The organism is Commensalibacter intestini A911, from assembly GCF_000231445.1.
Classification (GTDB): domain Bacteria; phylum Pseudomonadota; class Alphaproteobacteria; order Acetobacterales; family Acetobacteraceae; genus Commensalibacter; species Commensalibacter intestini.
Genome location: NZ_AGFR01000003.1, coordinates 516,784 through 539,730 on the forward strand (window position 1 = coordinate 516,784; position 22,947 = coordinate 539,730).

At 35.4% G+C, this 22,947-nt stretch carries 21 protein-coding genes; 8 read left to right on the forward strand and 13 right to left on the reverse strand.

The annotated features are described in order from the left end of the window. The first annotated feature begins 112 nt into the window (after positions 1-112). The gene (gene ruvX / locus CIN_RS02715) at positions 113-580 is read left to right on the forward strand and encodes a Holliday junction resolvase RuvX (RefSeq protein WP_008853525.1); all 468 of its coding nucleotides are present in this window, start codon (positions 113-115) and stop codon (positions 578-580) included. On the opposite strand, the gene CIN_RS02720 is transcribed toward ruvX, so the two are convergent. The 6 genes from CIN_RS02720 to CIN_RS02745 all read right to left on the reverse strand — a co-directional run bounded on the left by CIN_RS02720 (position 567) and on the right by CIN_RS02745 (position 6,798). Next, positions 567-935 (reverse strand): hypothetical protein, encoded by a 369-nt coding sequence (locus CIN_RS02720; RefSeq protein WP_139016918.1) that lies wholly within the window; start codon positions 933-935, stop codon positions 567-569. The two genes, ruvX and CIN_RS02720, sit on opposite strands and share 14 nt — an antisense overlap. 135 nt (positions 936-1,070) lie before the next feature. Continuing rightward, positions 1,071-2,027 carry a GTP-binding protein gene (locus CIN_RS02725; RefSeq protein ID WP_008853527.1) on the reverse strand — a complete coding sequence of 319 codons (957 nt, stop codon included), beginning with the start codon at positions 2,025-2,027 and terminating at the stop codon, positions 1,071-1,073. A 121-nt stretch (positions 2,028-2,148) separates the two neighbouring features. Continuing rightward, positions 2,149-2,811 carry a fructose-6-phosphate aldolase gene (locus CIN_RS02730; RefSeq protein ID WP_008853528.1) on the reverse strand — a complete coding sequence of 221 codons (663 nt, stop codon included), beginning with the start codon at positions 2,809-2,811 and terminating at the stop codon, positions 2,149-2,151. 324 nt (positions 2,812-3,135) lie between these two features. Beyond that, positions 3,136-4,566 carry a type I glutamate--ammonia ligase gene (glnA, locus tag CIN_RS02735; protein ID WP_008853529.1) on the reverse strand — a complete coding sequence of 477 codons (1,431 nt, stop codon included), beginning with the start codon at positions 4,564-4,566 and terminating at the stop codon, positions 3,136-3,138. 99 nt (positions 4,567-4,665) lie between these two features. Beyond that, positions 4,666-5,004: a P-II family nitrogen regulator gene (locus tag CIN_RS02740; protein ID WP_040363887.1), complete on the reverse strand. Its 339-nt coding sequence runs from the start codon at positions 5,002-5,004 to the stop codon at positions 4,666-4,668. Positions 5,005-5,316: 312 nt separating this feature from the next. Beyond that, a complete protein-coding gene (locus CIN_RS02745) occupies positions 5,317-6,798 on the reverse strand; it encodes a glucosyltransferase domain-containing protein (protein WP_008853531.1) in 1,482 nt (493 codons plus the stop codon). A gap of 359 nt (positions 6,799-7,157) precedes the next feature. Between CIN_RS02745 and CIN_RS02750 the strand changes: the two genes are divergently transcribed. Then, the gene (locus CIN_RS02750; protein WP_008853532.1) at positions 7,158-9,611 is read left to right on the forward strand and encodes a glycyl radical protein; all 2,454 of its coding nucleotides are present in this window, start codon (positions 7,158-7,160) and stop codon (positions 9,609-9,611) included. Positions 9,612-9,647: 36 nt separating this feature from the next. Continuing rightward, positions 9,648-10,565, forward strand: a complete 918-nt coding sequence (locus tag CIN_RS02755) for a glycyl-radical enzyme activating protein (RefSeq protein WP_008853533.1) — start codon at positions 9,648-9,650, stop codon at positions 10,563-10,565. A 126-nt stretch (positions 10,566-10,691) separates the two neighbouring features. Here the strand turns inward: CIN_RS02755 and CIN_RS02760 are convergent, their stop codons facing one another. Both CIN_RS02760 and CIN_RS02765 read right to left on the reverse strand, forming a co-directional pair. Beyond that, positions 10,692-11,429: a PadR family transcriptional regulator gene (locus CIN_RS02760; protein ID WP_008853535.1), complete on the reverse strand. Its 738-nt coding sequence runs from the start codon at positions 11,427-11,429 to the stop codon at positions 10,692-10,694. A gap of 44 nt (positions 11,430-11,473) precedes the next feature. Continuing rightward, complete coding sequence (locus CIN_RS02765; protein ID WP_040363720.1) at positions 11,474-11,665, reverse strand: hypothetical protein; 192 nt, start codon at positions 11,663-11,665, stop codon at positions 11,474-11,476. Between the two features lie 425 nt (positions 11,666-12,090). Between CIN_RS02765 and CIN_RS02770 the strand changes: the two genes are divergently transcribed. Continuing rightward, entirely contained in the window at positions 12,091-12,354 is a 264-nt protein-coding gene (locus CIN_RS02770) for a TonB-dependent receptor (protein WP_040363721.1), read from the forward strand. Positions 12,355-12,378: 24 nt separating this feature from the next. Continuing rightward, positions 12,379-13,356 (forward strand): alpha/beta hydrolase, encoded by a 978-nt coding sequence (locus tag CIN_RS11310; RefSeq protein ID WP_050798319.1) that lies wholly within the window; start codon positions 12,379-12,381, stop codon positions 13,354-13,356. A 61-nt stretch (positions 13,357-13,417) separates the two neighbouring features. Here the strand turns inward: CIN_RS11310 and CIN_RS02780 are convergent, their stop codons facing one another. The 3 genes from CIN_RS02780 to CIN_RS02790 all read right to left on the reverse strand — a co-directional run bounded on the left by CIN_RS02780 (position 13,418) and on the right by CIN_RS02790 (position 17,884). Beyond that, complete coding sequence (locus CIN_RS02780; protein WP_008853539.1) at positions 13,418-14,119, reverse strand: GNAT family N-acetyltransferase; 702 nt, start codon at positions 14,117-14,119, stop codon at positions 13,418-13,420. Positions 14,120-14,139: 20 nt separating this feature from the next. Continuing rightward, positions 14,140-17,019 (reverse strand): excinuclease ABC subunit UvrA, encoded by a 2,880-nt coding sequence (gene uvrA, locus CIN_RS02785; protein ID WP_008853540.1) that lies wholly within the window; start codon positions 17,017-17,019, stop codon positions 14,140-14,142. An 88-nt stretch (positions 17,020-17,107) separates the two neighbouring features. Then, positions 17,108-17,884, reverse strand: a complete 777-nt coding sequence (locus CIN_RS02790) for a class I SAM-dependent methyltransferase (RefSeq protein ID WP_211475701.1) — start codon at positions 17,882-17,884, stop codon at positions 17,108-17,110. A gap of 215 nt (positions 17,885-18,099) precedes the next feature. Between CIN_RS02790 and ssb the strand changes: the two genes are divergently transcribed. The 3 genes from ssb to CIN_RS02805 all read left to right on the forward strand — a co-directional run bounded on the left by ssb (position 18,100) and on the right by CIN_RS02805 (position 19,567). After that, complete coding sequence (ssb, locus tag CIN_RS02795) at positions 18,100-18,624, forward strand: single-stranded DNA-binding protein (protein WP_008853542.1); 525 nt, start codon at positions 18,100-18,102, stop codon at positions 18,622-18,624. Positions 18,625-18,750: 126 nt separating this feature from the next. Continuing rightward, a complete protein-coding gene (locus CIN_RS02800) occupies positions 18,751-19,092 on the forward strand; it encodes a hypothetical protein (protein WP_040363722.1) in 342 nt (113 codons plus the stop codon). 10 nt (positions 19,093-19,102) lie between these two features. Then, positions 19,103-19,567, forward strand: a complete 465-nt coding sequence (locus CIN_RS02805) for a YhcH/YjgK/YiaL family protein (RefSeq protein WP_008853544.1) — start codon at positions 19,103-19,105, stop codon at positions 19,565-19,567. Between the two features lie 41 nt (positions 19,568-19,608). On the opposite strand, the gene gadC is transcribed toward CIN_RS02805, so the two are convergent. Together gadC and CIN_RS02815 are read right to left on the reverse strand one after the other, a co-directional pair. Further along, the gene (gene gadC, locus CIN_RS02810) at positions 19,609-21,153 is read right to left on the reverse strand and encodes a glutamate:gamma-aminobutyrate antiporter (RefSeq protein ID WP_008853545.1); all 1,545 of its coding nucleotides are present in this window, start codon (positions 21,151-21,153) and stop codon (positions 19,609-19,611) included. Between the two features lie 77 nt (positions 21,154-21,230). Beyond that, complete coding sequence (locus CIN_RS02815; protein ID WP_008853546.1) at positions 21,231-22,622, reverse strand: glutamate decarboxylase; 1,392 nt, start codon at positions 22,620-22,622, stop codon at positions 21,231-21,233. Positions 22,623-22,947 lie beyond the last annotated feature (325 nt).

Genomic DNA, 22,947 nt, shown 5'->3' on the forward strand with positions numbered 1-22,947 from the left:
TATCTTTTTAAATCTAATATCCTTTTCAAAGAATATAAAATATATAATGTTTAGAAATATAATTTAATTCTATGATTGCTTTGATGTAATTTTCTATTTTCAGGTAACGACAATGCTTTTTGCAACTCCTTATGAATTGATACAACAACTTCCCAGGGGATATAGATTATTAGGTATTGATCCAGGTAAAAAGCAAATAGGCTTGGCTTTATCAGATGTGTCTTTGATGTTGGCATCACCGTATGAAACGGTAAAAAGAGGGAAAGTATCCGCTTTTGCGCAATATTTGCAGCAAATTGCACAAAAAGAACAGCTTGGAGGGTTAATTTGTGGCTTGCCTCTTTCTTTGGATGGTCAGTTTGGTCCTGCTGCACAAGCTGCAAAAGATTGGATCGGAGCAGTATCTCAGGCAAGTGGTTTTCCAGCTTGTTTATGGGATGAGCGTTTATCAAGTAGCGCAGTTAATCGTTTTTTGATTGAGGAGGCCGATCTTAGCCGCAAAAAACGTAATGAAGTTGTTGATAAAATGGCTGCTAGTTATATGTTACAAGCAGCTCTTGATGTGGCTAAAAACCAGTAAAAGTATTTTTGGTTGCTGAAGTCGCCCCTAAAGCATTTAAATAAGAAACATAAATGTTAATTTTTTGCTCTGCGTTTGTTTTGGTTGCTTTAGGAATTGGTTTTGTCTGATCAAATTGTCCTTTAAGCTGTGTAACGGCTTGATAAGCGTCTTGCTTATATTGAGCCAAACGTTTAAAGGATGCTGGATCAGGAGCTCCGTAGTTACCGTGTAAATAGCGTTCATTCAAAGCAACAGCATTATTATATTCATCCTGAACATGATCTATTTTCATAATTCGTTTTTGTTCTGTACAGCTAGCTAGTAAAATGCAGCTGGTAACCAATGAGGCAAAAAAACTGTGTTTAATGTTCAAGTAAGATATTTTCATAATTATGCAATGTAATCAGTTAAAATTATAATCAATTGCGTTTAGTTTATAGGAAGGGTTACAGTCTGACAATTAAAAAGCAAGGCGATATTGGTTATCAAAGATTGTAAATATTAACTATTAGAGCTGATTAAAAGCTTTACGGAATTCTTCTTCTGGTAAATCAATGCCAATAAATACAAATTCTGAAAATGGAGTTTCGTCTTTCGACCATACTTGCCCGAATTCACTATTATAAAGTTGATTTACGCCTTGTAGTAATAAGCGCTCTGGATTGTCTTTGATATAAATGATGGCTTTGTAGCGTAAAAGCTGTTTTTTAAAATTATGAAGAATTTTTTCAAATAGTAAAGATAATGCGTTGATATCAAAAGGCTCCGATCGTTTGATAACGAAAGAGTTAACCTGTGTATCTAAGGGATTGGTAGAAACTTCTTGGCAAAGAAAAGACGATTTTGCAGATAAAGCAAAACCATCCAATTGATCTAATAGTTTTAAATCGATCTTTCCATTGATGATAGGATGTATTTCTGCTCGCTGATTCATACAGGTCAACTGTTGAGTAAACTCTTGGGCATCGTTTTCTAATAAATCTGTTTTGCTAACTAAAATTAAATCTGCGAACCCGATTTGAGCTTGCGTGACATGAAAATGCTTGAATTGATAAGGTGCATTCAATGCGTCAACAAGTGTAATAACGCCACGTAATTGAAAGGTTTCGGTAATTATATCATTTATTAAGAAGCTTTTAATGATAGGACCAGGATCAGCCATTCCTGTACATTCGATAATCAGTTGAGTAAATTCAATTTCTTGGTGGGTTAATTGTCTAGAAAGTTCTGATAAAGTGGCTTCTAGCTCACCATGGCTACTACAGCAAATACATCCATTTTGTAAGGTCGTGATGTGAAGGGGAGTATCTTGTGATAAAATCGTTGTATCTAAGGCAGTATTACCAAACTCATTTTCAATAACAGCTATTTTATGTGTTGTTTGATGATGCAGGATATAGTTTAGAAAAGTCGTTTTTCCCGCACCCAAGAAGCCAGAAATGATAAAAACGGGAATGGGAGTCATCACAAAATAAATTCCTTTTATATGAATAAAAGTCGTTTTATCATAAATAGAACGCGAAGCATAATGATATGCCTCGCGTTCTATTTAAATCATCTTAACAGAAAATTAAATAAGAATTATCTTATAAGTTTTCTTGATGGAAAGTATTTTGCCATTTTTCTTCGAATTGTTTTACTGCAATTCCAACTGCTGGATCAGCAATAAATAGATCGAAAATATCAACAGGTAAGGTAATACCTTTACATCCAATCAACATACATTCAAGAGCTTGTCTTGGGCTTTTAAAGCTTGCAGCAACAAGTTCTTTTTCAGGAGCATGTGTTGATAATAAAGCTTGAAGTTCAGAAACAACTTCTGGACCATTTCCGCCTTGTGCGTCGATGCGGCTTACATATGGAGATACATATTTAGCACCAGCTAACACACCTAATAAACCTTGTGCTGCACCATAAACAGAGGTTGCCAATGTAGGGATGTTTTGTGCGGTTAATTCTTTAATAACTTGTAAACCACTTGGGGTAACAGGCACTTTTACAACTAGATTATCTACGCGTTCACGTAATTTGTGAGCATCGTCAATCATGCCTTCAACTGTAGGAGCAATAACTTGAGCGAAAAGAGTTCCTTTTCCACCCATTGCATCTCTAATTGCAGGTAAAAGGTCAAATAATGGCACGCCACCAGCTGCAACGATTGCAGGGTTGGTTGTTACGCCCCAAACAGGGAACATACCAGAGATTCTTTTGATTGCTTTAACGTCAGAGGTATCTAAAAGTATTTTCATAGTCTCATAAGCCTTTTATTGGAAGTAAAAGAAATTAAAATGGTAATCTTATGTATTCTGATTAATAAACAAATAAAAATTGAACTATATAAGTAAAATTAAAGTAATTTATTCATTACATAAATTGCAAAATCAATAAATATTGAGTTATTTATTAATAATGATGATTAGAATATTTAATTTCAAAAGAGCATAAAGAGTTTTAGTAGCTAGTATTATTTTATGCTTATTAATCTAATCCAAAAAAAGTGTTTTGTTAAGCCAGAATCACAAAAAAAATCAATTTTTTGTGATGGCTTAACATTTTTGTATCAAAATCAAGTGTTAGACAGAGTAGTACATTTCAAATTCAACTGGGTGAGGGGTATGTTCGAATCGATATACTTCTTCCCATTTGATTTTTGCATAGCTTTCGATTTGATCTTTTGTGAACACGTCGCCAGCTAATAAGAAATCATGATCAGCAGCTAATGCGTCTAATGCTTCACGCAAAGAACCACAAACTGTTGGGATTTCTTTAAGTTCTTCTGGAGGAAGATCATATAGATCTTTATCCATTGCATCACCAGGATGGATTTTATTTTTAATACCATCAATACCAGCCATTAACATTGCAGCGAATGCAAGATATGGATTTGCTGTTGGATCTGGGAAGCGGATTTCAACACGTTTTCCTTTTGGACTTGTCACATATGGAATACGACAAGAAGCAGAACGGTTACGAGCTGAGTATGCTAATAGTACAGGTGCTTCAAAACCAGGGATCAAACGTTTGTAAGAGTTGGTTGATGGGTTTGTAAAAGCATTTAGAGCTTTTGCATGTTTAATGATCCCACCAATGTAATATAATGCTTGATCTGAAAGGTCTGCATAACCATTACCAGCAAAGTTAGGTTTGTTATCTTTCCAAATAGATTGGTGAACATGCATTCCTGTGCCGTTATCGCCATAGATTGGTTTTGGCATGAATGTTGCTGTTTTTCCATAAGAATGTGCAACATTGTGAACGCAATATTTATAGATTTGCATAAAGTCAGCAGAACGAACTAATGTAGAGAATTCAATGCCGAGCTCATGTTGAGATTGTGCAACTTCGTGATGTTGTTTTTCAATAGGAAGACCCATTTCACCCATTGTTGTCAACATTTCTGCACGAAGATCATTTTCGCTATCTACTGGAGGAACAGGGAAATATCCACCTTTTAAGCCTGGGCGATGTCCCATATTGCCTTCTGGATAATCTTTTAAGTTTGAACCAGGGCCTTCGATGCTGTCTAGTTGATGAATAGCAAAGTTAGGGCCTGTACCAAATTTAACGTTATCGAAGATGAAGAATTCAGCCTCTGGGCCGAAATAAGCGGTATCACCGATGCCTGTTGATTTTAGATATTGTTCAGCCAGTTTAGCTGTAGAACGTGGATCGCGATTATAAGCAACACCGGTTGCAGGATCGATAATATCACAAATTAAAATCAATTGAGGTTTTGCTGTGAAAGGATCCATGACTGCACTGGTTGGATCAGGCATTAAAATCATGTCGCTTTCGTTAATAGCTTTCCATCCTTTGATAGAAGAACCATCAAACATAACACCATCTTCAAAAATTTCAGATTTGATTGTAGTTACATATTGAGTTGTATGGTGCCATTTACCACAAGGGTCAGTAAAACGGAAATCCACAAATTCAACTGAATTTTCTTGGATCATATCCATTACTTTTGCAATAGCTTCTTCTTTAGGTGTATTCGGAGACATTGAGTTGTTAGACATTGTTAGTTCTTCCTGTGTCTTTTGACTTGAGAATATGAAAACTATAAGTAGCGATCATGTTAGAGCTTGTATGAATAATACGAATTATAATGCTTCGGTACCACTTTCGCCTGTGCGGATACGAATGGCATTTTCAACAGGCATGACGAAAATTTTTCCATCACCAATACGTCCTGTTCGTGCAGTATGCATGATAATGTCAACAGCACGTTCTACCAAATCTTCACTACAAACAAGCTCAATTTTTACTTTTGGTAGGAAATCAACAACATATTCAGCCCCACGGTATAATTCCGTATGACCTTTTTGTCGTCCAAATCCTTTAACCTCGGTAACGGTGATGCCTTGTAAACCAATTTCTTGCAAAGCTTCTTTCACTTCATCAAGTTTAAAAGGTTTAATAATAGCTTCAATTTTTTTTATCATTATCGTTCTCTTAAAATAAAATGAAACAAATCACACTTCGCTTTGTTATTTAAGTAGTGCTTATAGCCTTTGCGGATGACATTAAAGAGCATTTTATGAGACATTGTCTAGTAAAAATATTTTTAGATAATAAGGAAAAGTGCTTAAAAAATAAGCACTCTTTGTTTAAAAAAACATCATGCGAATATAGCTTGTGCAAAATGCTCAAAAGATTAGCTTTTTTAATAATTGGATTTGAAGTAGATGCATTATTTTTCATCAAAAACTAATTGATTTTTTTTAGAATCCTTATATTAAAATTGCTGTTTTTTACTTTTCTTTGCAATAATCATTTTTCTTTTCGGTATAAAAATCAACCAAAACATTATTTTTATTGAAATAAAGCGTGTAGTTGTCACTCTTAATGGTTTTGATTGTTAATTTTTTGTCAGAATGTATATCGTAAATGGATTGACAGATTTCGGTAAAATTATTGGCTGGATAATATGGTAAAACATTTGATATTTTCATAGCAGCCAGCCAATCAAAATCTTGTTCTCCATATAGATAAAGGAAGAATGGAATTTTTGTTGTTAATCGTTTGTTGCTTGCTGCCAAAGGAATAGGGTTTAGAGCGATTATTTTAAGTTCTGGAGAGTGCGAGCTGTGTCCTATATCATAATTGATGTTATTCATGAGTGCTTGAAAAGAAACATCTTGGTCTTTTAAAAAAACACCATAGCTGTAACTTGTTGAAAAGCAAAAAACTGAAAAAACAATATAAAATCCATAGTAAATACGTTTAGATAAAAGAGAAATGAAATAGAAGGATATTACCCACAAAAAAGAAATACCAATTAAAACTCGTAAGTTATCAATTTCAAATGTTAGTAAAATGCTTGGACCTTCTGCAGCAAGTAAGATCGCAATGTAAGTAATAGGTATTATCACTAAGCTACATACTATATTTTTTACTGTTATTTTTTTGTTTTTATATTGCTTAAAATGATATGCAGCTAATGACAATATAGTTGTTATTGCAGCAATATAAATAATATAATGGATGTTTAAGAATAATATTTTTATATAAAAAACTGTTTGTAAAAGGTTGGCTTTTATATTGGATAAGCTAATTATAAATCGAGTGTTAAATCCACTAAATATATAAGGATATATTAAGGTAAATAGTAAGCATAGCAGCGTATAGATACCAATACAGACTGTTGCTTTTGTATAAATTTTACTTTGATTATCAAAACCGTGTTCTAAATAATGTTTACATAGAATGAATAATAAGCAATTTACATATATGCCTAATGTTGTTTGATACGAAAACAGAATTATTAAAGCGCAAACTATAGAAAATAAAGCATAATATCTAGTTTTCAAAATAAAAGTTGCAGAAATAACAGCACAACAAGTGGATATTGTCATTGGTAAACTATCATATCCAAAGCTCATATTTTGTAGATAAAAAGGATTTAAGAAAATTAAAGAAACAATAGAAAAAGAAAAAAAGTTAATTTTTTTGAATAGAGCAATGGCAACGTATACAATTGTACATGCAATACAAATAACAGATAATATTTGAGTTAATGGTGCAATGAGAACGCCATCTGTGAACGAAAGAAAATCGAGCACAATTTTACTAACGATACGTCCTTCTTGGATAAAACCAAACATCATAATTAAAGAACGTATATAATCATCTCTGTATTTTAAGTTTAAAGAGATAATAGGATAATAATAAAAAAAGAAAAATAGAAAAATAAACAAAAGGCTTATTCTATTTTTAACAAAAAACTGTTTCATTCACTTGCTCTTACTCGCATAAATTCATTGTGATGAGATATACACGATTTAACTTGATAGTTAAATCTCTTAAGTTTTCATTATTCTTATGAATATTAAAAGTTATTCGATATGTTGAATTGTGCATATCAATTATAATTTAGTTGTAAAATAAGCACAAATTTTACAGTAATTTTATATATATTTGTTTTTAATAGACAGGACTCAATAGGGAGAGTTAACATAACGTCACTTAAAAGGTTTTATGTTATTTTAGATAATGTAGAGGCGAGCTTAAAAGAAAATTAACATTATTAAAAGTAAATCATTTCTACCTTTTTTTAATATTAAAAATTAGCTTATTTAAGGGAGATTGAACCATGATTGAAAAAGGTTTTTCTAATCCAACTCCGCGTATCCTCCGTTTAAAAGAGGATCTTTTGAATGCTAAACCAGAGATTGAGTCAGAACGTGCTGTTCTAGTTACTGAATCTTATAAAGAAACAGAAAATTTACCTCCTGTTTTACGTAGAGCAAAGGCTCTTGAAAAAATCCTAACCCATTTACCAGTGACTATTCGCGATCATGAGTTAATTGTGGGGTCTGCTACGAAACATATTCGTTCAGCTTCTATTTTTCCTGAATATTCATTTAACTGGGTCGAAAAAGAATTCGATACCATGGAACATCGTGCTGCAGATCCTTTTGTTGTTCCTAAAGATGTTGCTAAAGACTTACATGAAGCTTTTCAATATTGGCCAGGTAAAACAGTTAGTGACCTTGGTAATGCCTATATGTCTTCAGAAGCCAAACAATGTATTGGCGCAGGTGTTTTTACGGTTGGTAACTATTTAAATGGTGGTGTGGGTCATATCACTGTTGATTATGCTAAAGTATTAAAAGTTGGTTTTCGTGGCATTCTTGATGAAGCTTATACGGCTTTAGAACAACAAGATAAAAATGCGCCTGACTATGCAAAAAGAAAACAATTCTATAACGCAATTATTGTTGTTTATTCTTCTGCTATTCAATATGCACAACGTTATGCAGAATATGCTCAAAAGCTTGCTCAAAGTGAAAAAGACGCAACGCGTAAAGAAGAGTTATTGCAAATTGCTAAAAACTGTAGCCGTGTTCCAGAATATGGTGCAACGACTTTTTATGAAGCATGTCAATCTTTTTGGTTTGTTCAGTTGTTGATTCAAATTGAAGGTAGTGGGCATTCTATTTCTCCAGGTCGTTTTGACCAATATATGCATCCATATTTGATTGCAGATAAAACAGCTTCCAAAGAGTTTGCGCAAGAGTTAATTGATTGTATTTGGTTGAAACTAAACGATATTAATAAATGTCGTGATGAATTGTCAGCTCAAGCATTTGCTGGTTATGCAATGTTCCAAAACTTGATTGTTGGTGGTCAAACCGAAGATGGTGTTGATGCAACAAATGAAGTGTCTTATATGTGTATGGAAGCAACCGCACATGTTGCATTGCCTCAGCCTTCATTCTCTATTCGTGTATGGCAGGGAACCCCTGATGAGTTCTTATTCAGATCTTGCGAAGTTATTCGTTTAGGTCTTGGTTTGCCGGCAATGTATAATGATGAAGTGATTATTCCTGCGATGCAAAATCGTGGGGTTACTTTGGCAGATGCACGTAACTATGATGTTATTGGCTGTGTTGAACCTTCTATTCCTCATAAAACTGAAGGCCAACATGATGCTGCGTTCTTTAACGTTGCAAAAATTTTAGAAATCACTCTGAATAATGGGCGTTTAAATGATAAACAATTTGGCCCACAAACAGGTGAAATCGAAAGTTTTAAAAGTACTGCTGAGTTATTAGTCGCATTTGAAAAACAACTTGAATATTTTGTTCGATTATTGATCGAAGCTTGTAACTGTGCAGATATGGCGCATGGTGAACGTGCTCCATTACCATTCTTGTCAGCTTTGGTTGATGATTGTATTGGCAGAGGAAAAACAGTTCAAGAAGGTGGAGCAATTTATAACTTCACGGGGCCTCAAGCTTTCGGTGTTTCTGATTCTGCTGACTCTCTTTATGCAATTCAAAAACAAGTCTTTGAAGATAAAAAAATCACCATGAAGCAACTTAAAGCTGCTTTGGATGCAAACTTTGATAGACCTGTAGAGTTAAAAGATATTGCTGAAGGTGTGATTAAAGATCAAAAAATCCATCAACAAGGTTTGATCGATACAAAAATTCATACAGATCATGAAAGTATTCGTCGCTTGCTTGATAGCACCCCATCTTATGGGAATGACATTGACGAAGTGGATATGATTGCACGTAAATGTGCGCAATTATACTGCCTTGAAATTGAAAAATATAAAAATCCTCGTGGTGGGCAATTCCAAGCTGGTATTTATCCTGTTTCTGCCAATGTTATGTTCGGTCGTTATGTCGGTGCGCTTCCTGATGGTCGTATTGCACAAACACCTTTGGCTGATGGGGTTTCACCTCGTCAAGGTAAAGATGTGAATGGTCCAACAGCGGCGGCAAACTCTGTATCAAAATTAGATCATTTCTTAGCTTCTAATGGTACGTTGTATAATCAAAAATTCTTACCATCTTCATTGGCTGGAGATAATGGGTTAAAGAATTTTTCCAGTATGGTTCGAAGCTATTTCGATAAAAAAGGAATGCATATCCAATTTAACGTGATTAATCGTGATACATTAATTGCTGCACAGAAACATCCTGAACAACATAAAGATTTAGTGGTTCGTGTTGCAGGATATAGTGCACAATTCGTCACTTTGGCGAAGGATGTTCAGGACGATATTATTAGCCGAACAGAGCAACATTTTTAACCTCTTTTATTAAGAAAATGCCAAAGGGGATCGGTCATGCAACCCGCTAATTATGATACACAGGGTACCATATTTAATATCCAGCGATTTTCTGTTCATGATGGTAATGGTATTCGAACAATCCCCTTTTTTAAAGGATGTCCTTTATCTTGTAAGTGGTGTAGCAATCCAGAATCGCGTGATCCTAAGCCACAGCTTTTATTTATTAAGCAAAACTGTAATGAGTGTGGTGACTGTATAGAGGTTTGTGAGCAAAAAGCGTTATCGTTTGATAATCCAAATTTTATCGATAGAGATAAATGCACGACTTGTGGAAAATGTGCTGAGGTTTGTTTGCCTAAAGCATTAGAAATGAAAGGCTGTAAAACAACTGTTGGAGAGGTGATGAAAGAGTTGCAAAAAGATGCAACGATTTATCGACGTTCCGATGGTGGGATTACCTTGTCGGGTGGAGAGCCTTTGTTACAACCTGAATTTGCTTTGGAGTTGCTAAAGGCTTGTAAAGAAAAAGGTTGGCATACCGCTATGGAAACAACGGGTGCAGCATCTAAAAAGACGATTGAAATGGTAATGCCCTTTGTGGATTTAGCCTTAACGGATATTAAGGCAATGGATCCTGGTGTGCATCTTGTTGCTACGGGTGTTTCAAATAAAGTTATTTTAGAAAATCTCATTTTAATTTCTGAAATTACTAAAACAGAAGTCAGACTACCTTTAATTCCTGACGTTAATTCAGATAAACAAAGCGTTAAAGCCGTTTGTGAATTTGTAAAGAAGATGCATAATGTCGATACAATTCACTTGCTTCCTTATCATACTTATGGGGAAGGGAAGTATGACTTGTTAGGGATGGAATATACAATGCCTAAAGATGCTAAAATGACAACAGAGGACATTGAAGCATTACAGGCAATGGTTCAAGATATGGGCTATCACTGCCATATCGGAGGATAAGTTTTTAACTATATTCTGAGTTAAAAATCTTTTTAATTTGTTTAACAATAGCTAATCTTAATGCAAAAGAGCTTAGCATAATGATAAATAAATATTCAGTCGTAACCATGATGTTTCCTTTCAAAATCATTCAAGTTTAGGATCTGTTTGTAAAATTTCGGCTGTTGCTTTTTGAAGAATAGCTTCAATCCGTTTTAGTTCGGCTTCTGAGGCATTTTGTTTTTGTCGCAACGCTGTTTTTAAAGAACGACGAGCTTCATAAAGTTTATAAGATTCTTTAGATCTCATTGGATTGTCTGAGAAAATTTCACGAACTTCACTCATATGTTTGCCAATGCTGCCTAATCGATCCCATAATGAAGCAGCTTGTGCTTTGGATTGCTCTAAAAACTGTTTGCCTTCTTCAGAGATATGATATTGCTTACGATTGCCTTGTTTTTCGACAGAAACTTTGTCGGTTTCATTTAAAAAAGTCAGGGCAGGGTAAATAACACCAGGGCTTGGGGTATACATCCCATTGGAATGTTCCTCGAAAAATTTGATGAGTTCATAACCATGTGCTGGTTGTGTTTCAAGTTGTTTTAAAATTAACAATTGAAGCTCATCAGAGGATAATTTTCGGCCTCTAGTTAATAAATGATGATCACCACCTGATAAAAAATCGTGTCTTCTTCTTTGATGATGACGCTCATGACGTTCATGCATCTCTTCATCATGATGAGAGCGTTGACCATGATGATGTCCACGATGAGAATGTTGATCGTCATGATGAAAACGACGTCTGTGATGAGGATCGTGTGAGGTAGAGGATTCATCGTGATTAGAATGACGATGAGATTTTTGATGTTTAAAAAAGTTTTTCATATTGTAAAATATATCTTTCGTTATAATATGGTAAATAGAAAACGCTATCGAAGCGCTTTTTTATCTTCAAGTAAGCGGAGTTGCTGACCTGTATAATTTTTGGACACATCGATTTGTATTCTTTGTTGACGATGAGTGTTTGTTAATTGAGAAGGGCGATGAAAACGGTCAAGATCGCTGTGATCGCAATGATAACCATTTGGATGCTTATTAGCATTTATGAATATCGTGTTCATGAATCTTTTATATCTTAAGATATATTTTACGTCAAATATATTTTTTAGGAAAAAGTAAAATTTTAATTAAAAATAGAGCGATACACGATCTTTTTTGAGATGTTAGTCATTATATGTATATGATTTAACTATCTAAAATACTCATTTAGAGTTGTAATCAATCAATTTAAATTAAATTTATTTGTATATCGCATAATGATTTAATTCTTTTATGGAAAGGGTTAAATCCTGGTTGTTGGTGAGTCTCTTAATGGCTAAATCAATAAATTTACGAACTTTTAAAGGTTGTTTATTTTTACTTCCATAATAAATATATGCATGCATATGATCAGCGATATGGTTGATAAATAATGGAATTAGTTTTCTGTCTCTTATTAGGTGCGTTACTGAGATAGAAGAAAGCTGAGAGATGACTTTACCATCAAGTGCAGCTTGGATTTCTATATCCGTATAACGGATATAGTTATGGTGATAATGCCAATAGCTTCAAAGTGCCTTCTTATATTCTTGGAGATGTTGAGTTGCATTATGATCTAAAAAATAGTTTTCCAGAAATTAATAGTACGTTGTTACAGTTAAATATTAATAACGTTGCGGATAATAAATATACAGTTGCTTGTGCATCGAATATGAGTTGTTTTTATGGAACACGTCGGGTTGTTATGGGACAAGTCAGAGCACGTTGGTAAGTATTAAAGAAATAAGAGAATGTTGTGAAAAAATTATTTATAAAATCAGCGTGTATACTTTCTGCATTGCTTTGTTATACGGCAATACAAACTGTTAAGGCACAACCTGTTGCCCCGAAAGAGTCATCTCCTTTAACAATATTAAAAGCATTAAATCCATCGACTGTAACGTTAAAAGATAGTGCGAGTTTTGATATCAAAGATCAAAAGAGCAACCAGACTTATCGTATTTTTATTTCCATTCCTGATGCACCTCCACCAGCTTCTGGATATCCTGTTGTTTTTGTGATGGATGGAAATGCATTATTTAATACGACACGAGATGCATTGCGTGCTTATGAAAAAAGAGTGGATTTAACGAAGAAAATACATCCTGTTATTGTGGGGATAGGTTATCTTCCGTCTGATAATATGGCGCAGTTACGCACTTATGACCTAACACCGCCTCAAAATACAAAAATTCCAATGAAGTATAAAACAGGTGGGGCAGAGGCTTTTGCCTCTTTTATTCAAGATCAATTAAAACCTTTAATTACACGTTATGTGCCGATTGATCAGCAGCATCAAGCATTAATGGGGCATTCTTTTGGTGGATTATTTACAGTTTATAATTTTGTTTACCATCCCAATGAGTATCAAGTTTATGTAGCTGCCAGCCCATCTTTATGGCTTGATCCAGTATTAATTTCTAATCGGATAAATTATTTAGAGCAGCAAAAGGTGACATTTGCCAAAAATCCTAAAACGATTTTATTAACGGTGGGATCGTATGAACAAAATATTGCGCCTTATTGGCAAAATAATCCTAATCTAGAAAAGATCAAACATCACTTGGCAGCAAAACATCAGGTGGATCATATTCATCAGGCTTGTAAAGGGTTAAAACAGGTTTCTGATGTTGTAGTTGATTGTGTTGATTTTGATGGGGAAGACCATAGCAGTGTTGTTCCAGCAGCGATTGGCCGTGGTGTTGCTGTGATTATGCGTGCATTTGCACAATAACAAAAGATAGTCCTATAGATATCTATCATTTTAACAATAGAGATCTATAGGATTAAAACGCTTACTTTCTACAATCTTCTAGAGATTGTTTTTGTTTTCCGTCTTGATCGAAATTATCAGCGGAAAGCCATTTTTGTAGAGCTTTGTTGACGTCAGGCCATTCTTTGTCAATGATAGAAAACCAATCAGTATCTCTATTATGACCTTTGGTGACGATGGCTTGTCTAAACCTTCCTTCATATTGAAAGCCTAATCGTAAAGCTGAACGACGAGAAGGTTCATTACAAGCGTTACATTTCCATTCATATCGACGATAGCCAAGCGTTTCAAAGGCATAGTTCATTAGTAACCATTGAGCTTCGGTTGCAATAATGGTTTTTGCTAATAAAGGGGAGTAATGAACATGTCCTACTTCCATCACACCATTATTTGCATCAATTCGCATTAAAGCGATCGAGCCAACGGGTTGATTGGTTTTAGTGTCAATAACGGCGTAATTAATAGGATCATTGACGGTTAAAACGCTTTGAATCCACTCTTTATGCTCTTCAACGGTTTTATCTGGCCCTCTTAACATCCATGTCCAATGTCCATCATCAGGAAATAGTTGATAAGCATTGAATAAAGCCTCAGCATGATTCAAGGTTAAGGGTTCCAAACGACAAAGGCGACCTTGTAAGGTAATACGTTGAGGGTGAGGTCTTGGTTCCCAATTCGGTAATGGTTCACCAACAGGTTGGTTGAGTTCGTTAAAATATTCCATAATCAATTCCTTCAATATTTTTATTCTAAATAATGTTTTTTCTCTAAAATTGGTTTTAAAAATTTCCCTGTATAACTTGCTTTGACTTTAGCGATATCTTCTGGGGTGCCAGTGGCGACGATTTGACCGCCACCATTTCCACCTTCAGGCCCAAGATCAATGACCCAGTCCGCAGTTTTGATGACCTCTAAGTTATGTTCAATGACAATGATCGTATTGCCTTGCTCGACCAAAGCATGAAGCACTTCTAGTAGTTTTCTTACGTCTTCGGTATGCAGTCCCGTTGTGGGCTCATCTAAAATATACAAAGTTCGTCCTGTGGCGCGACGGGTGAGCTCTTTGGAAAGTTTTATCCGTTGGGCTTCTCCTCCTGACAGAGTGGTGGCTTGTTGCCCAAGGTGGATATAGCCAAGGCCAACTTGTTTTAGGATATTGAGACGATCATAAATGCGAGGGGCTGCTTCAAATAACGGAACCGCTTCATCAACAGATAAATTTAAAATATCTGCAATAGAGTGGCCTTTGAATTTAATGTCTAATGTTTCTCGATTATATCTCGCACCCTTACAAGCATCACAAGTCACAAACATGTCAGGCAAGAAATGCATTTCAATTTTAATAACGCCATCGCCTTGGCACGCCTCGCATCGTCCGCCTTTGACGTTAAAGGAAAAACGTCCTGGCTTATATCCTCTGGCACGACTTTCGGGTAATTCAGCAAACCATTCACGAATAGGGGTAAATAAGTCTGTATAAGTTGCAGGATTAGATCTTGGCGTGCGACCAATAGGGGATTGATCAATATCAATAATTTTATCGAGATGCTCCAGCCCTTTGATATTTTTATAAGGGGAAGGAACCATATTCGATTTCATAAGTTGTCGAGATAGAGCTTTGTATAAAGTATCAATAATAAGCGTTGATTTTCCACCACCAGAAACACCTGTTACAGCAATAAAGGTGCCTAATGGAAAATCAACACTAACATCTTTGAGGTTGTTCCCCGTTGCACCAGAAAGTGTTAATAGTTGTTTTTTGTTAAACTTGCGGCGTTTTCTAGGAACTGGAATATATTTTCGACCACTTAAGTAATCTCCCGTAAGGCTTTTGGGGTTTGCTTCAACTTCTGTAGGAGTTCCAATCGCAACCACATTACCGCCTAAAATTCCAGCACCAGGCCCCATATCGATTAAATAATCAGAAGCCTTGATGGTATCTTCGTCATGTTCAACAACAATAAGCGTGTTACCAAGACCTTTAAGGCGTTCCAAAGTGCCTAATAAGCGTTCATTATCACGTTGATGTAGTCCAATTGAAGGTTCATCAAGCACATAAAGAACACCCGTTAAGCCAGATCCAATTTGGCTGGCCAAGCGAATACGTTGGCTTTCTCCGCCTGATAAGGTTGCTGAACCACGAGAAAGCGTTAAATAGTCTAAACCTACATCATTTAAGAAATGTAAGCGTTCTATGATTTCTCGTAAAATTCGATGCGCAATTTCTGCTTTTTGTGGCGTGAGGGTTGATTCAATACTGGAAAACCAATCAAGAGCTTGCTGAATAGGGAGTTCTGAAATTTCAGCAATATTCTTTTGATCGATTTTAACGCATAAAGCTTCTGGTTTTAATCGTGCGCCATGACAAGTATGGCAAGGATAATCTGCACGATATTTATTGAGTTCTTCTTTTACAGAATAGCTGTCGGTGGCGTTATATCGTTTTTCAAGGTTACGAATGACGCCTTCAAAAGGGTGATTGAGCGTATAGGACTGTTTTTCATCATGATATGTAATAGGAATTTCTTCAGTGGAGCCATGTAGAATAATTTCTTGAACGGCTTCTGGAATTTTCTCCCAAGGTGTATCGAGATCAAATTTAAAGTGCTTTGCAATACTTTCCAAGGCTTGTTGGTAATACGGAAGAGAGCTATTGCTCCACGGCAAAATAGCACCTTTTTTAAGGGATATAGAGGTGTTTGGAATAATAAGTTGTGGATCAAAGAAGCTCTCTGTGCCAATACCATCACAGGCAGGGCATGCACCTTGTGGGGCATTAAAAGAGAATAAGCGTGGCTCGATTTCTTCGAGGGTAAAACCACTTTCAGGGCAAGAGTAACGCGCAGAGAAACTCAAGGTTAGAGGTTGCTTTTCTTCACCCTCGCGCAAAACCTCTTCAACGCTAGCTAATCCATCGGATAAAGAAAGAGCAATTTCAAAACTATCCGCTAATCGTCCTTCAATATCGGTTTTAATAACAACACGATCTACAATAACTTCAATAGTATGTTTAATTTTTCGGTTTAGATTAGGAACATCGCCAATATCGTATAAAGTTCCGTCTACTTTAACACGCGTAAAGCCTTTGCGCTGTAATTCAGCCAGTTCCTTTTTATATTCTCCTTTACGAGCTCGAACAACAGGGGCCAGCAACATTAACCGTGTTTTTTCAGGTAACTCCATAACACGATCAACCATCTGGCTGACGGTTTGTGCTTCAATAGGTAATCCTGTGGCAGGAGAATAAGGTGTTCCAGCTCTTGCCCAAAGCAAGCGCATATAATCATGAATTTCGGTAATGGTTCCGACGGTGGATCTTGGGTTTTTAGAGGTTGTTTTTTGTTCAATTGAAATTGCAGGAGATAAGCCTTCAATCGATTCAACATCAGGTTTTCCCATAAGTTCCAAAAATTGACGTGCATAGGCTGAAAGGCTTTCAACGTAGCGACGTTGTCCTTCGGCATAAATTGTATCAAATGCCAGAGAGGATTTGCCTGAACCTGATAATCCCGTAATCACCGTTAATTGGTGTTTAGGAATATTCACGTCAATATTTTTTAAATTATGAACTTTTGCACCTCTGACAATTAATGTTGTAAGAGGTGAGGGAGAGGTTTTATTCATGATGACTTTGTTTTAAGTTAAAGATAGGATGATCTTAATATAACTTAAAATAAAAATCATGTTTTGTTTTGAGTAAATTTAGGCTTTGTTATTTTTTGATGGCTACGATTTCCATACCCATGCCGTATCTTTCGCTAACACCATAACGAACAGGGATAAAACCACATTCATTTAATAAACTATATAATCTTGATCTGGAAAAATTATGGTAGTGTTCCATTTCACTCCAATAATAGTTAATGTTTTGAGCATCACGCACTTTCCAAATAATTGTTTCAGAATTTGGTAAAGAAAGAAATAATACGCCTTTATCTTTTAGTAGTGCATGACATTTTTGTAAGATTTCTTTGGGGTAAGGAATGTGTTCTAAAACATCAGCCATACTAATCACAGAAAGAGGATCATCAGTATCAACATCAAGTAAATTTACTTTATAAGCATCAACACCATATGATTTGAGTTGTTTTACATTGTCTTCACGTAAGTCAATACCAATAGGTTTAAAGCCATATTCATAAGCCGTAAATAGTAATGAACCATTTCCAAATCCTACATCTAACCATGCACCGTGATTTTGATATGGGAGTACTTTATCAATCATTCTTGCTGATACAAGTCGTTGTTGTTCAATTTGGTATCCAACTTGTTGTTCTGGATTAGTGCCTTTGAACAAAATCTCAAGAGCTTCATCTGTATAGTATCCTTCTCTAAAGACATGCTTACAAGAGTCACAAGATAGCCAGATCATTTGTGTTGATAATGGAGCAAGCCATCTTTTGTGATGTTGGCAGTTTTCATTGCGGATAGTTTGAAGTTTCGTGCTGTTACAAAGGGGGCAGTGTGTATATTTGGTAAGATCTTGCATGTCTTGATAATACTTAATAAGTTGATTGACAGTTCGTAGTAGTTATGATGCTAGTGATTATTACAAATTCTCATGATTATTACAAAATAAAAAATAATTAAAATTAGTTATATATCTTTTAATAAAATTATTAAAACTTTTGAAGTCGTATGAAAAACAGTATAAAGAAGAATAAGTGATTTTATTAGATCTTGCAAAATAAGGTAATAAAGAAGATGGCTGGTAGTGTTAATAAAGTGATTTTGGTTGGTAACTTGGGTAAAGATCCTGATGTCCGTACTACTCAGATGGGAACTAAAGTTGTTAATTTAACATTGGCAACCAGTGATACATGGAATGACCGTCAAACGGGTGAACGTAAAGAAAATACAGAGTGGCATCGTGTGGTTATTTTTAATGAGCGTTTAGCTGATGTCGCCGAAAAATATTTGCGTAAAGGCCGTAAGGTTTTTATTGAGGGGCAATTGAAAACACGGAAATGGACCGATCAACAAGGGATGGAACGTTATACAACAGAAGTTGTGGTCGATCGTTTCCGTGGAGAGTTAGTGTTGCTAGATAGCAATCGTAGTGGTGGTGATGATATGGGGTATGGCGATGATTATGGGGCGTCTGCACCGATGGCACCAGCATCACGCCCCGCAATGTCTGCTCCATCTGCACCTAGTAAAAGTGCTGGCGGTGGCTGGGATTCTTCTATGCCAGGACATAATGATTTAGACGACGAAATTCCATTCTAAATGTATTAATGGTTGGGTTTAATGTTTGGTTAAAGCCTTTTTATTTTGATAAAAAAATTATATATTGAAGAGCGTATTATTATGGTAAATTTATTTTTGGTATAACGTCAGGTAAAGTATAATAATATGTTCTTTGTATGTCTTTTCCTTTCCTTTTTTGTGGTTGTAGCTTTGCTTTTTAAGCATGGCAGAAGTAGGTATAAAGGGTTAGTAACGCTTACAATTTTTATGATTATGGCTGGGATGACGTGTTGGGCTTATCATGATGTTAACTTCCAAGTGGGGTATTTCTCAGTTACATATAAAAGTAGTGCTTTTAATGCGGTAGTTAACCAACCTATAGTTTGGACTATAGGAATGTCTCTTCTTATTTTATCTGTTCCTTGCACTTTATTTTGTATGCTCAGTAAGCCTAAAAAAATTGAAGAAATTGATAAATTATTAGAAGATCAAGATGATATAGATTAGGATAGTTAAAATGATTTTAGGACATATTCATACGCAACTTCCTTTTGCATTGCCTGAGGTTTTACAAAAAAGTTTAGACTTTCTTAGTCATTTAGATTTGCAGATTTTATCACCTGGTAAAATTGAGATTGATGGCGATAAAGTTTTTGCGGAGGTTGTTGATACAACGACGCATTTAAAGGAAGAGTCTAAACCAGAAAGTCATCAGAAATACATTGATATTCACTATTTGGTTTCAGGAAAAGAATATATTGGTACGGTTATTGATACAAAAGATAACCCTATTTATAAGGCTTTTGCTCCAGGAAAAGACATTCAGTTTTATGAATATGTAAAGCATGAGACATTTGTTGAATTGTTTCCAGGGAGTTATGTAATCTTATTTCCTCAAGATATCCATAGACCTTGTTGCTGCCTTACAGAGCCTGTTTCTATTCGTAAAATTATTGTAAAAATTGCAGTTAGTGAAATCTAGATTGTCCAGAGACTAACTATTAGTCTCTGGTAAGTATTTATTTATTTACTATCAGAACTAATATTATCATTATTTATTGTATGATGTGTTGCTCTTGCGCGAGGATGGACAAAATAATGTCCGACAGGCGCATTGTGGCTTTTGATATGAACCAAGGTTGCATTGATGGTTTTTCCTTCTTTTTTATGGAATGCATAAATAATAAAAGGAATAGCAACAACAATGATAAAGCTTATTGTTAATAGCGTTAAGTATGAGTGTACACTTGTTTCTGCTACAGAGCTAGGTGGAATAAAGGAAACAATAAAAGCAATCATAGAGGTTATAAAACCAACTGTAGCTACGATAATTTTAGTTACATTTCCACCTGGAATATTAAATACACGTTTTTTCTCAGATTGTTTGCGCACTAATTGAATGTATCCAAGGAAAAGTAAGAAATAACCACATAGATAAATCAATACGGTTAATGTCAAAGCAATTAAGAAAGACATATTATTACCACCACTGGTATTGGTGAAAATAATTAAAGCAACAGTGGTAATTAATAATTGTGAAATCACTAATGCAACAGGCACGTCGTGTTTGTTTACTTTATTAAAAGCATGGGGCAATATGCCTTTTTGTGCCGTCACATACATTCCTCTTGATGGGCCCACAATCCAAGATGCAATTTCAGCCAATACACCGAGCATTAATAAGGCAGCAATAATACGAACAAACCACTCAAAACTTGCACCGTAATGGGTAACCAAGACTTTAAATGTTTGGACAACACCAGCAGAGAGATTAATTTCATCATGAGGAATAACCGCAGCAACCGATAGCCCTCCAATGGAACTTAAACAAATAGCTGCAATCATTAACAAGAAAATTGCCATTGGATAATCACGACCTGGATTTTTCATTTCGTTCACGTGTGTCGCAGATGCTTCAACACCCATATAGCTTAGAATAAAAGCCACAAAGACCACTAAAGTCCCAATTTTGCTAAAGTCAGGGAAAAATGTAGATGCATTCATTTGAATGGCTAGTGGCGCACCGCTCATTAAATATCCGATCGCAAGACAAACAAGTACGATGGCTGGGAATAAAATACCAGCAAAAAATCCAGCTTTTGCAATACGTGCTGTATATTTCGTGCCATTAAATTGTGTTAGAGCCAAGCCCCATAAAATGATTAATCCAGCAATTGTTTTAAGAATTGGATCAGTATTTAACTCTGGCCATTTTAAAATATAGGAAAGGGCACCAAGAACAAAGTAGAGCATTGGAATAAAACCAATGGCAATTTGTAAATATGCAAAAGAAATTGCTGCAAATCCCCATCGTTCCCCAAGGGTATTAGAGACCCAAGCAAAAATGCCACCTTCGTCCCATCCTTCTACAGTGGCCATTTCAGCGGCACATAACCCAACAGGAATGAACCATAAGATTCCACCTAAGAGTAAAAAGAATATTAGGCTAAATCCAGAAGTTGCAAAAGTTGGATATTCGTAGACGGCCATTACCATGGATGCGGTAATGGCAAAGAAACCTAACATTGAGAGTTGTTTTGCAGGAGCATTTGTTTTGACATCAGACATAACAGTTCCTAAACAGACAATATATAGAGTGTTGATGTCTATATATTGTCGTGAGAGATTTCAAAAATGTCGAAATACTAGCCGTGATTAAATCCACTAGCTTCTTTTGCTGTTAATGGATTGCTTATGGGATGTTTTTTGAAATAATCCAATGCACGTTTAATATCGCCGATGAGGAGTTCAGCTAAATCACGACTGACTCCGTGACGTACTAAAATGCGTTGAATGACGAGGTCTTGGCGGTTTGCAGGCATAGAATAAGCAGGAACTTGCCAACCACGACTGCGTAATCTATCTGCTAGGTCAAATAGAGTATACCCATCGCCTTGTCCTTCCTTGAGTTTCCAAGCAAGAGCAGGAATTCCTTTGTCGCTGCTGCCATCAAATAGGATTTCAAATGGGCCAATTTCAGCAATAGATTTAGCAAGATATTGTGCGGTTTCATAACAATGATTATGAATTTTTGCATAGCCTTCTTTGCCAAGGCGTAGGAAATTATAATATTGAGCAATAATTTGACCGCCAGGACGAGAGAAATTTAAAGCAAAGGTAGGCATGTTGCCACCTAGATAATTGACATTAAAAATTAACTCTTCTGGTAAATCAGTTGCTTCACGCCAAATAACCCAGCCAGAACCCAGAGGTGCTAGTCCGAATTTATGTCCAGATGCATTGATAGATTTAACGCGAGGAAGCTTAAAATCCCATTCAATGTCAGGGGCACAGAAGGGGGCTAAGAAGCCACCACTTGCACCATCAACATGGATCGGAATATCTAAACCTGTTTCTTTTTGTAATTTGTCTAAAGCATCACTGACAGCTTTTACAGGTTCATATTGGCAAGTAAAAGTAACACCTAGTGTAGGGATAACCCCAATTGTATTTTCATCAACCCTTTTAAGAACTTCTTCTGGGTTCATGATTAAACGATCGCCTTCGAGTGGGATCTCACGGATTTCAACGTCAAAATAACGAGCAAATTTATGCCAACAAATTTGAACTGGGCCACATACAAAATTTGGTTTATCAGCAGTTTTACCCGCAGCTAAACGTTTTTTACGCCATTGCCATTTTAATGCTAAACCACCCAACATTGCGGCTTCAGATGAACCGATGGTTGAGCATCCTAATGTTGTTGTAGGAGAAGGAGAATTCCATAAATCTGCCAACATATGTACGCATCGAGCTTCAATTTCGGCAGTTTGAGGATATTCGTCTTTATCAATCATGTTTTTATCAATGGATAGATCCATTAAATCACGAATTTCATCATCTACCCATGTTTGGCAAAAGGTTGCTAAATTTTGACGAGAATTCCCATCCAACATTAACTCATCACGAATAGCATTGAAAATATTATTTGGATTTTGCTCATTCGTTGGAAATTTAGTTTTTGGTAATGAAGATGAGAGCTCAATAGAGGCATAGACGTCATCTAATGCATTAGGTTTGGTTGTTTTATCTGTCATTGAATGTATCCTTTTTAAAAGTATTTATAAAATATTCACTATCTATTAACTTTTAATTAATTAATGATTTCATACATTATGAATAGTTTTAGTATATGACTTTTTATTCAAATTTAAATATTTAAATAAATTTATTGATAAATATTTGGTATGTTTTGTTATTAAATTAATTATTATGATTGGTTATTCATAAATAATAATTTAGATGTTTATTTGTTTTTAAAATAAAATGATATAAATCATATTAGAGTTTATATATTTTGAATAGACCGATCAAATAGACGGAGACTTTATCGTTTACTCTTTATAATTGTGAAGTCTTACT

Excerpts from the sequence above, each read along its gene's own strand:
- CIN_RS02805 (WP_008853544.1), top strand. The coding sequence starts at position 19,103 with ATGATTTTAGGACATATTCATACGCAACTTCCTTTTGCATTGCCTGAG.
- CIN_RS02755 (WP_008853533.1), top strand. The coding sequence starts at position 9,648 with ATGCAACCCGCTAATTATGATACACAGGGTACCATATTTAATATCCAG.
- gadC (WP_008853545.1), bottom strand. The coding sequence starts at position 21,153 with ATGTCTGATGTCAAAACAAATGCTCCTGCAAAACAACTCTCAATGTTA.
- CIN_RS02815 (WP_008853546.1), bottom strand. The coding sequence starts at position 22,622 with ATGACAGATAAAACAACCAAACCTAATGCATTAGATGACGTCTATGCC.
- ruvX (WP_008853525.1), top strand. The coding sequence starts at position 113 with ATGCTTTTTGCAACTCCTTATGAATTGATACAACAACTTCCCAGGGGA.
- ssb (WP_008853542.1), top strand. The coding sequence starts at position 18,100 with ATGGCTGGTAGTGTTAATAAAGTGATTTTGGTTGGTAACTTGGGTAAA.
- CIN_RS02765 (WP_040363720.1), bottom strand. The coding sequence starts at position 11,665 with ATGAACACGATATTCATAAATGCTAATAAGCATCCAAATGGTTATCAT.
- glnA (WP_008853529.1), bottom strand. The coding sequence starts at position 4,566 with ATGTCTCCGAATACACCTAAAGAAGAAGCTATTGCAAAAGTAATGGAT.
- CIN_RS02730 (WP_008853528.1), bottom strand. The coding sequence starts at position 2,811 with ATGAAAATACTTTTAGATACCTCTGACGTTAAAGCAATCAAAAGAATC.
- CIN_RS02760 (WP_008853535.1), bottom strand. The coding sequence starts at position 11,429 with ATGAAAAACTTTTTTAAACATCAAAAATCTCATCGTCATTCTAATCAC.
- CIN_RS02750 (WP_008853532.1), top strand. The coding sequence starts at position 7,158 with ATGATTGAAAAAGGTTTTTCTAATCCAACTCCGCGTATCCTCCGTTTA.
- uvrA (WP_008853540.1), bottom strand. The coding sequence starts at position 17,019 with ATGAATAAAACCTCTCCCTCACCTCTTACAACATTAATTGTCAGAGGT.
- CIN_RS02780 (WP_008853539.1), bottom strand. The coding sequence starts at position 14,119 with ATGGAATATTTTAACGAACTCAACCAACCTGTTGGTGAACCATTACCG.
- CIN_RS02745 (WP_008853531.1), bottom strand. The coding sequence starts at position 6,798 with ATGAAACAGTTTTTTGTTAAAAATAGAATAAGCCTTTTGTTTATTTTT.
- CIN_RS02790 (WP_211475701.1), bottom strand. The coding sequence starts at position 17,884 with ATGCAAGATCTTACCAAATATACACACTGCCCCCTTTGTAACAGCACG.
- CIN_RS02725 (WP_008853527.1), bottom strand. The coding sequence starts at position 2,027 with ATGACTCCCATTCCCGTTTTTATCATTTCTGGCTTCTTGGGTGCGGGA.
- CIN_RS02800 (WP_040363722.1), top strand. The coding sequence starts at position 18,751 with ATGTTCTTTGTATGTCTTTTCCTTTCCTTTTTTGTGGTTGTAGCTTTG.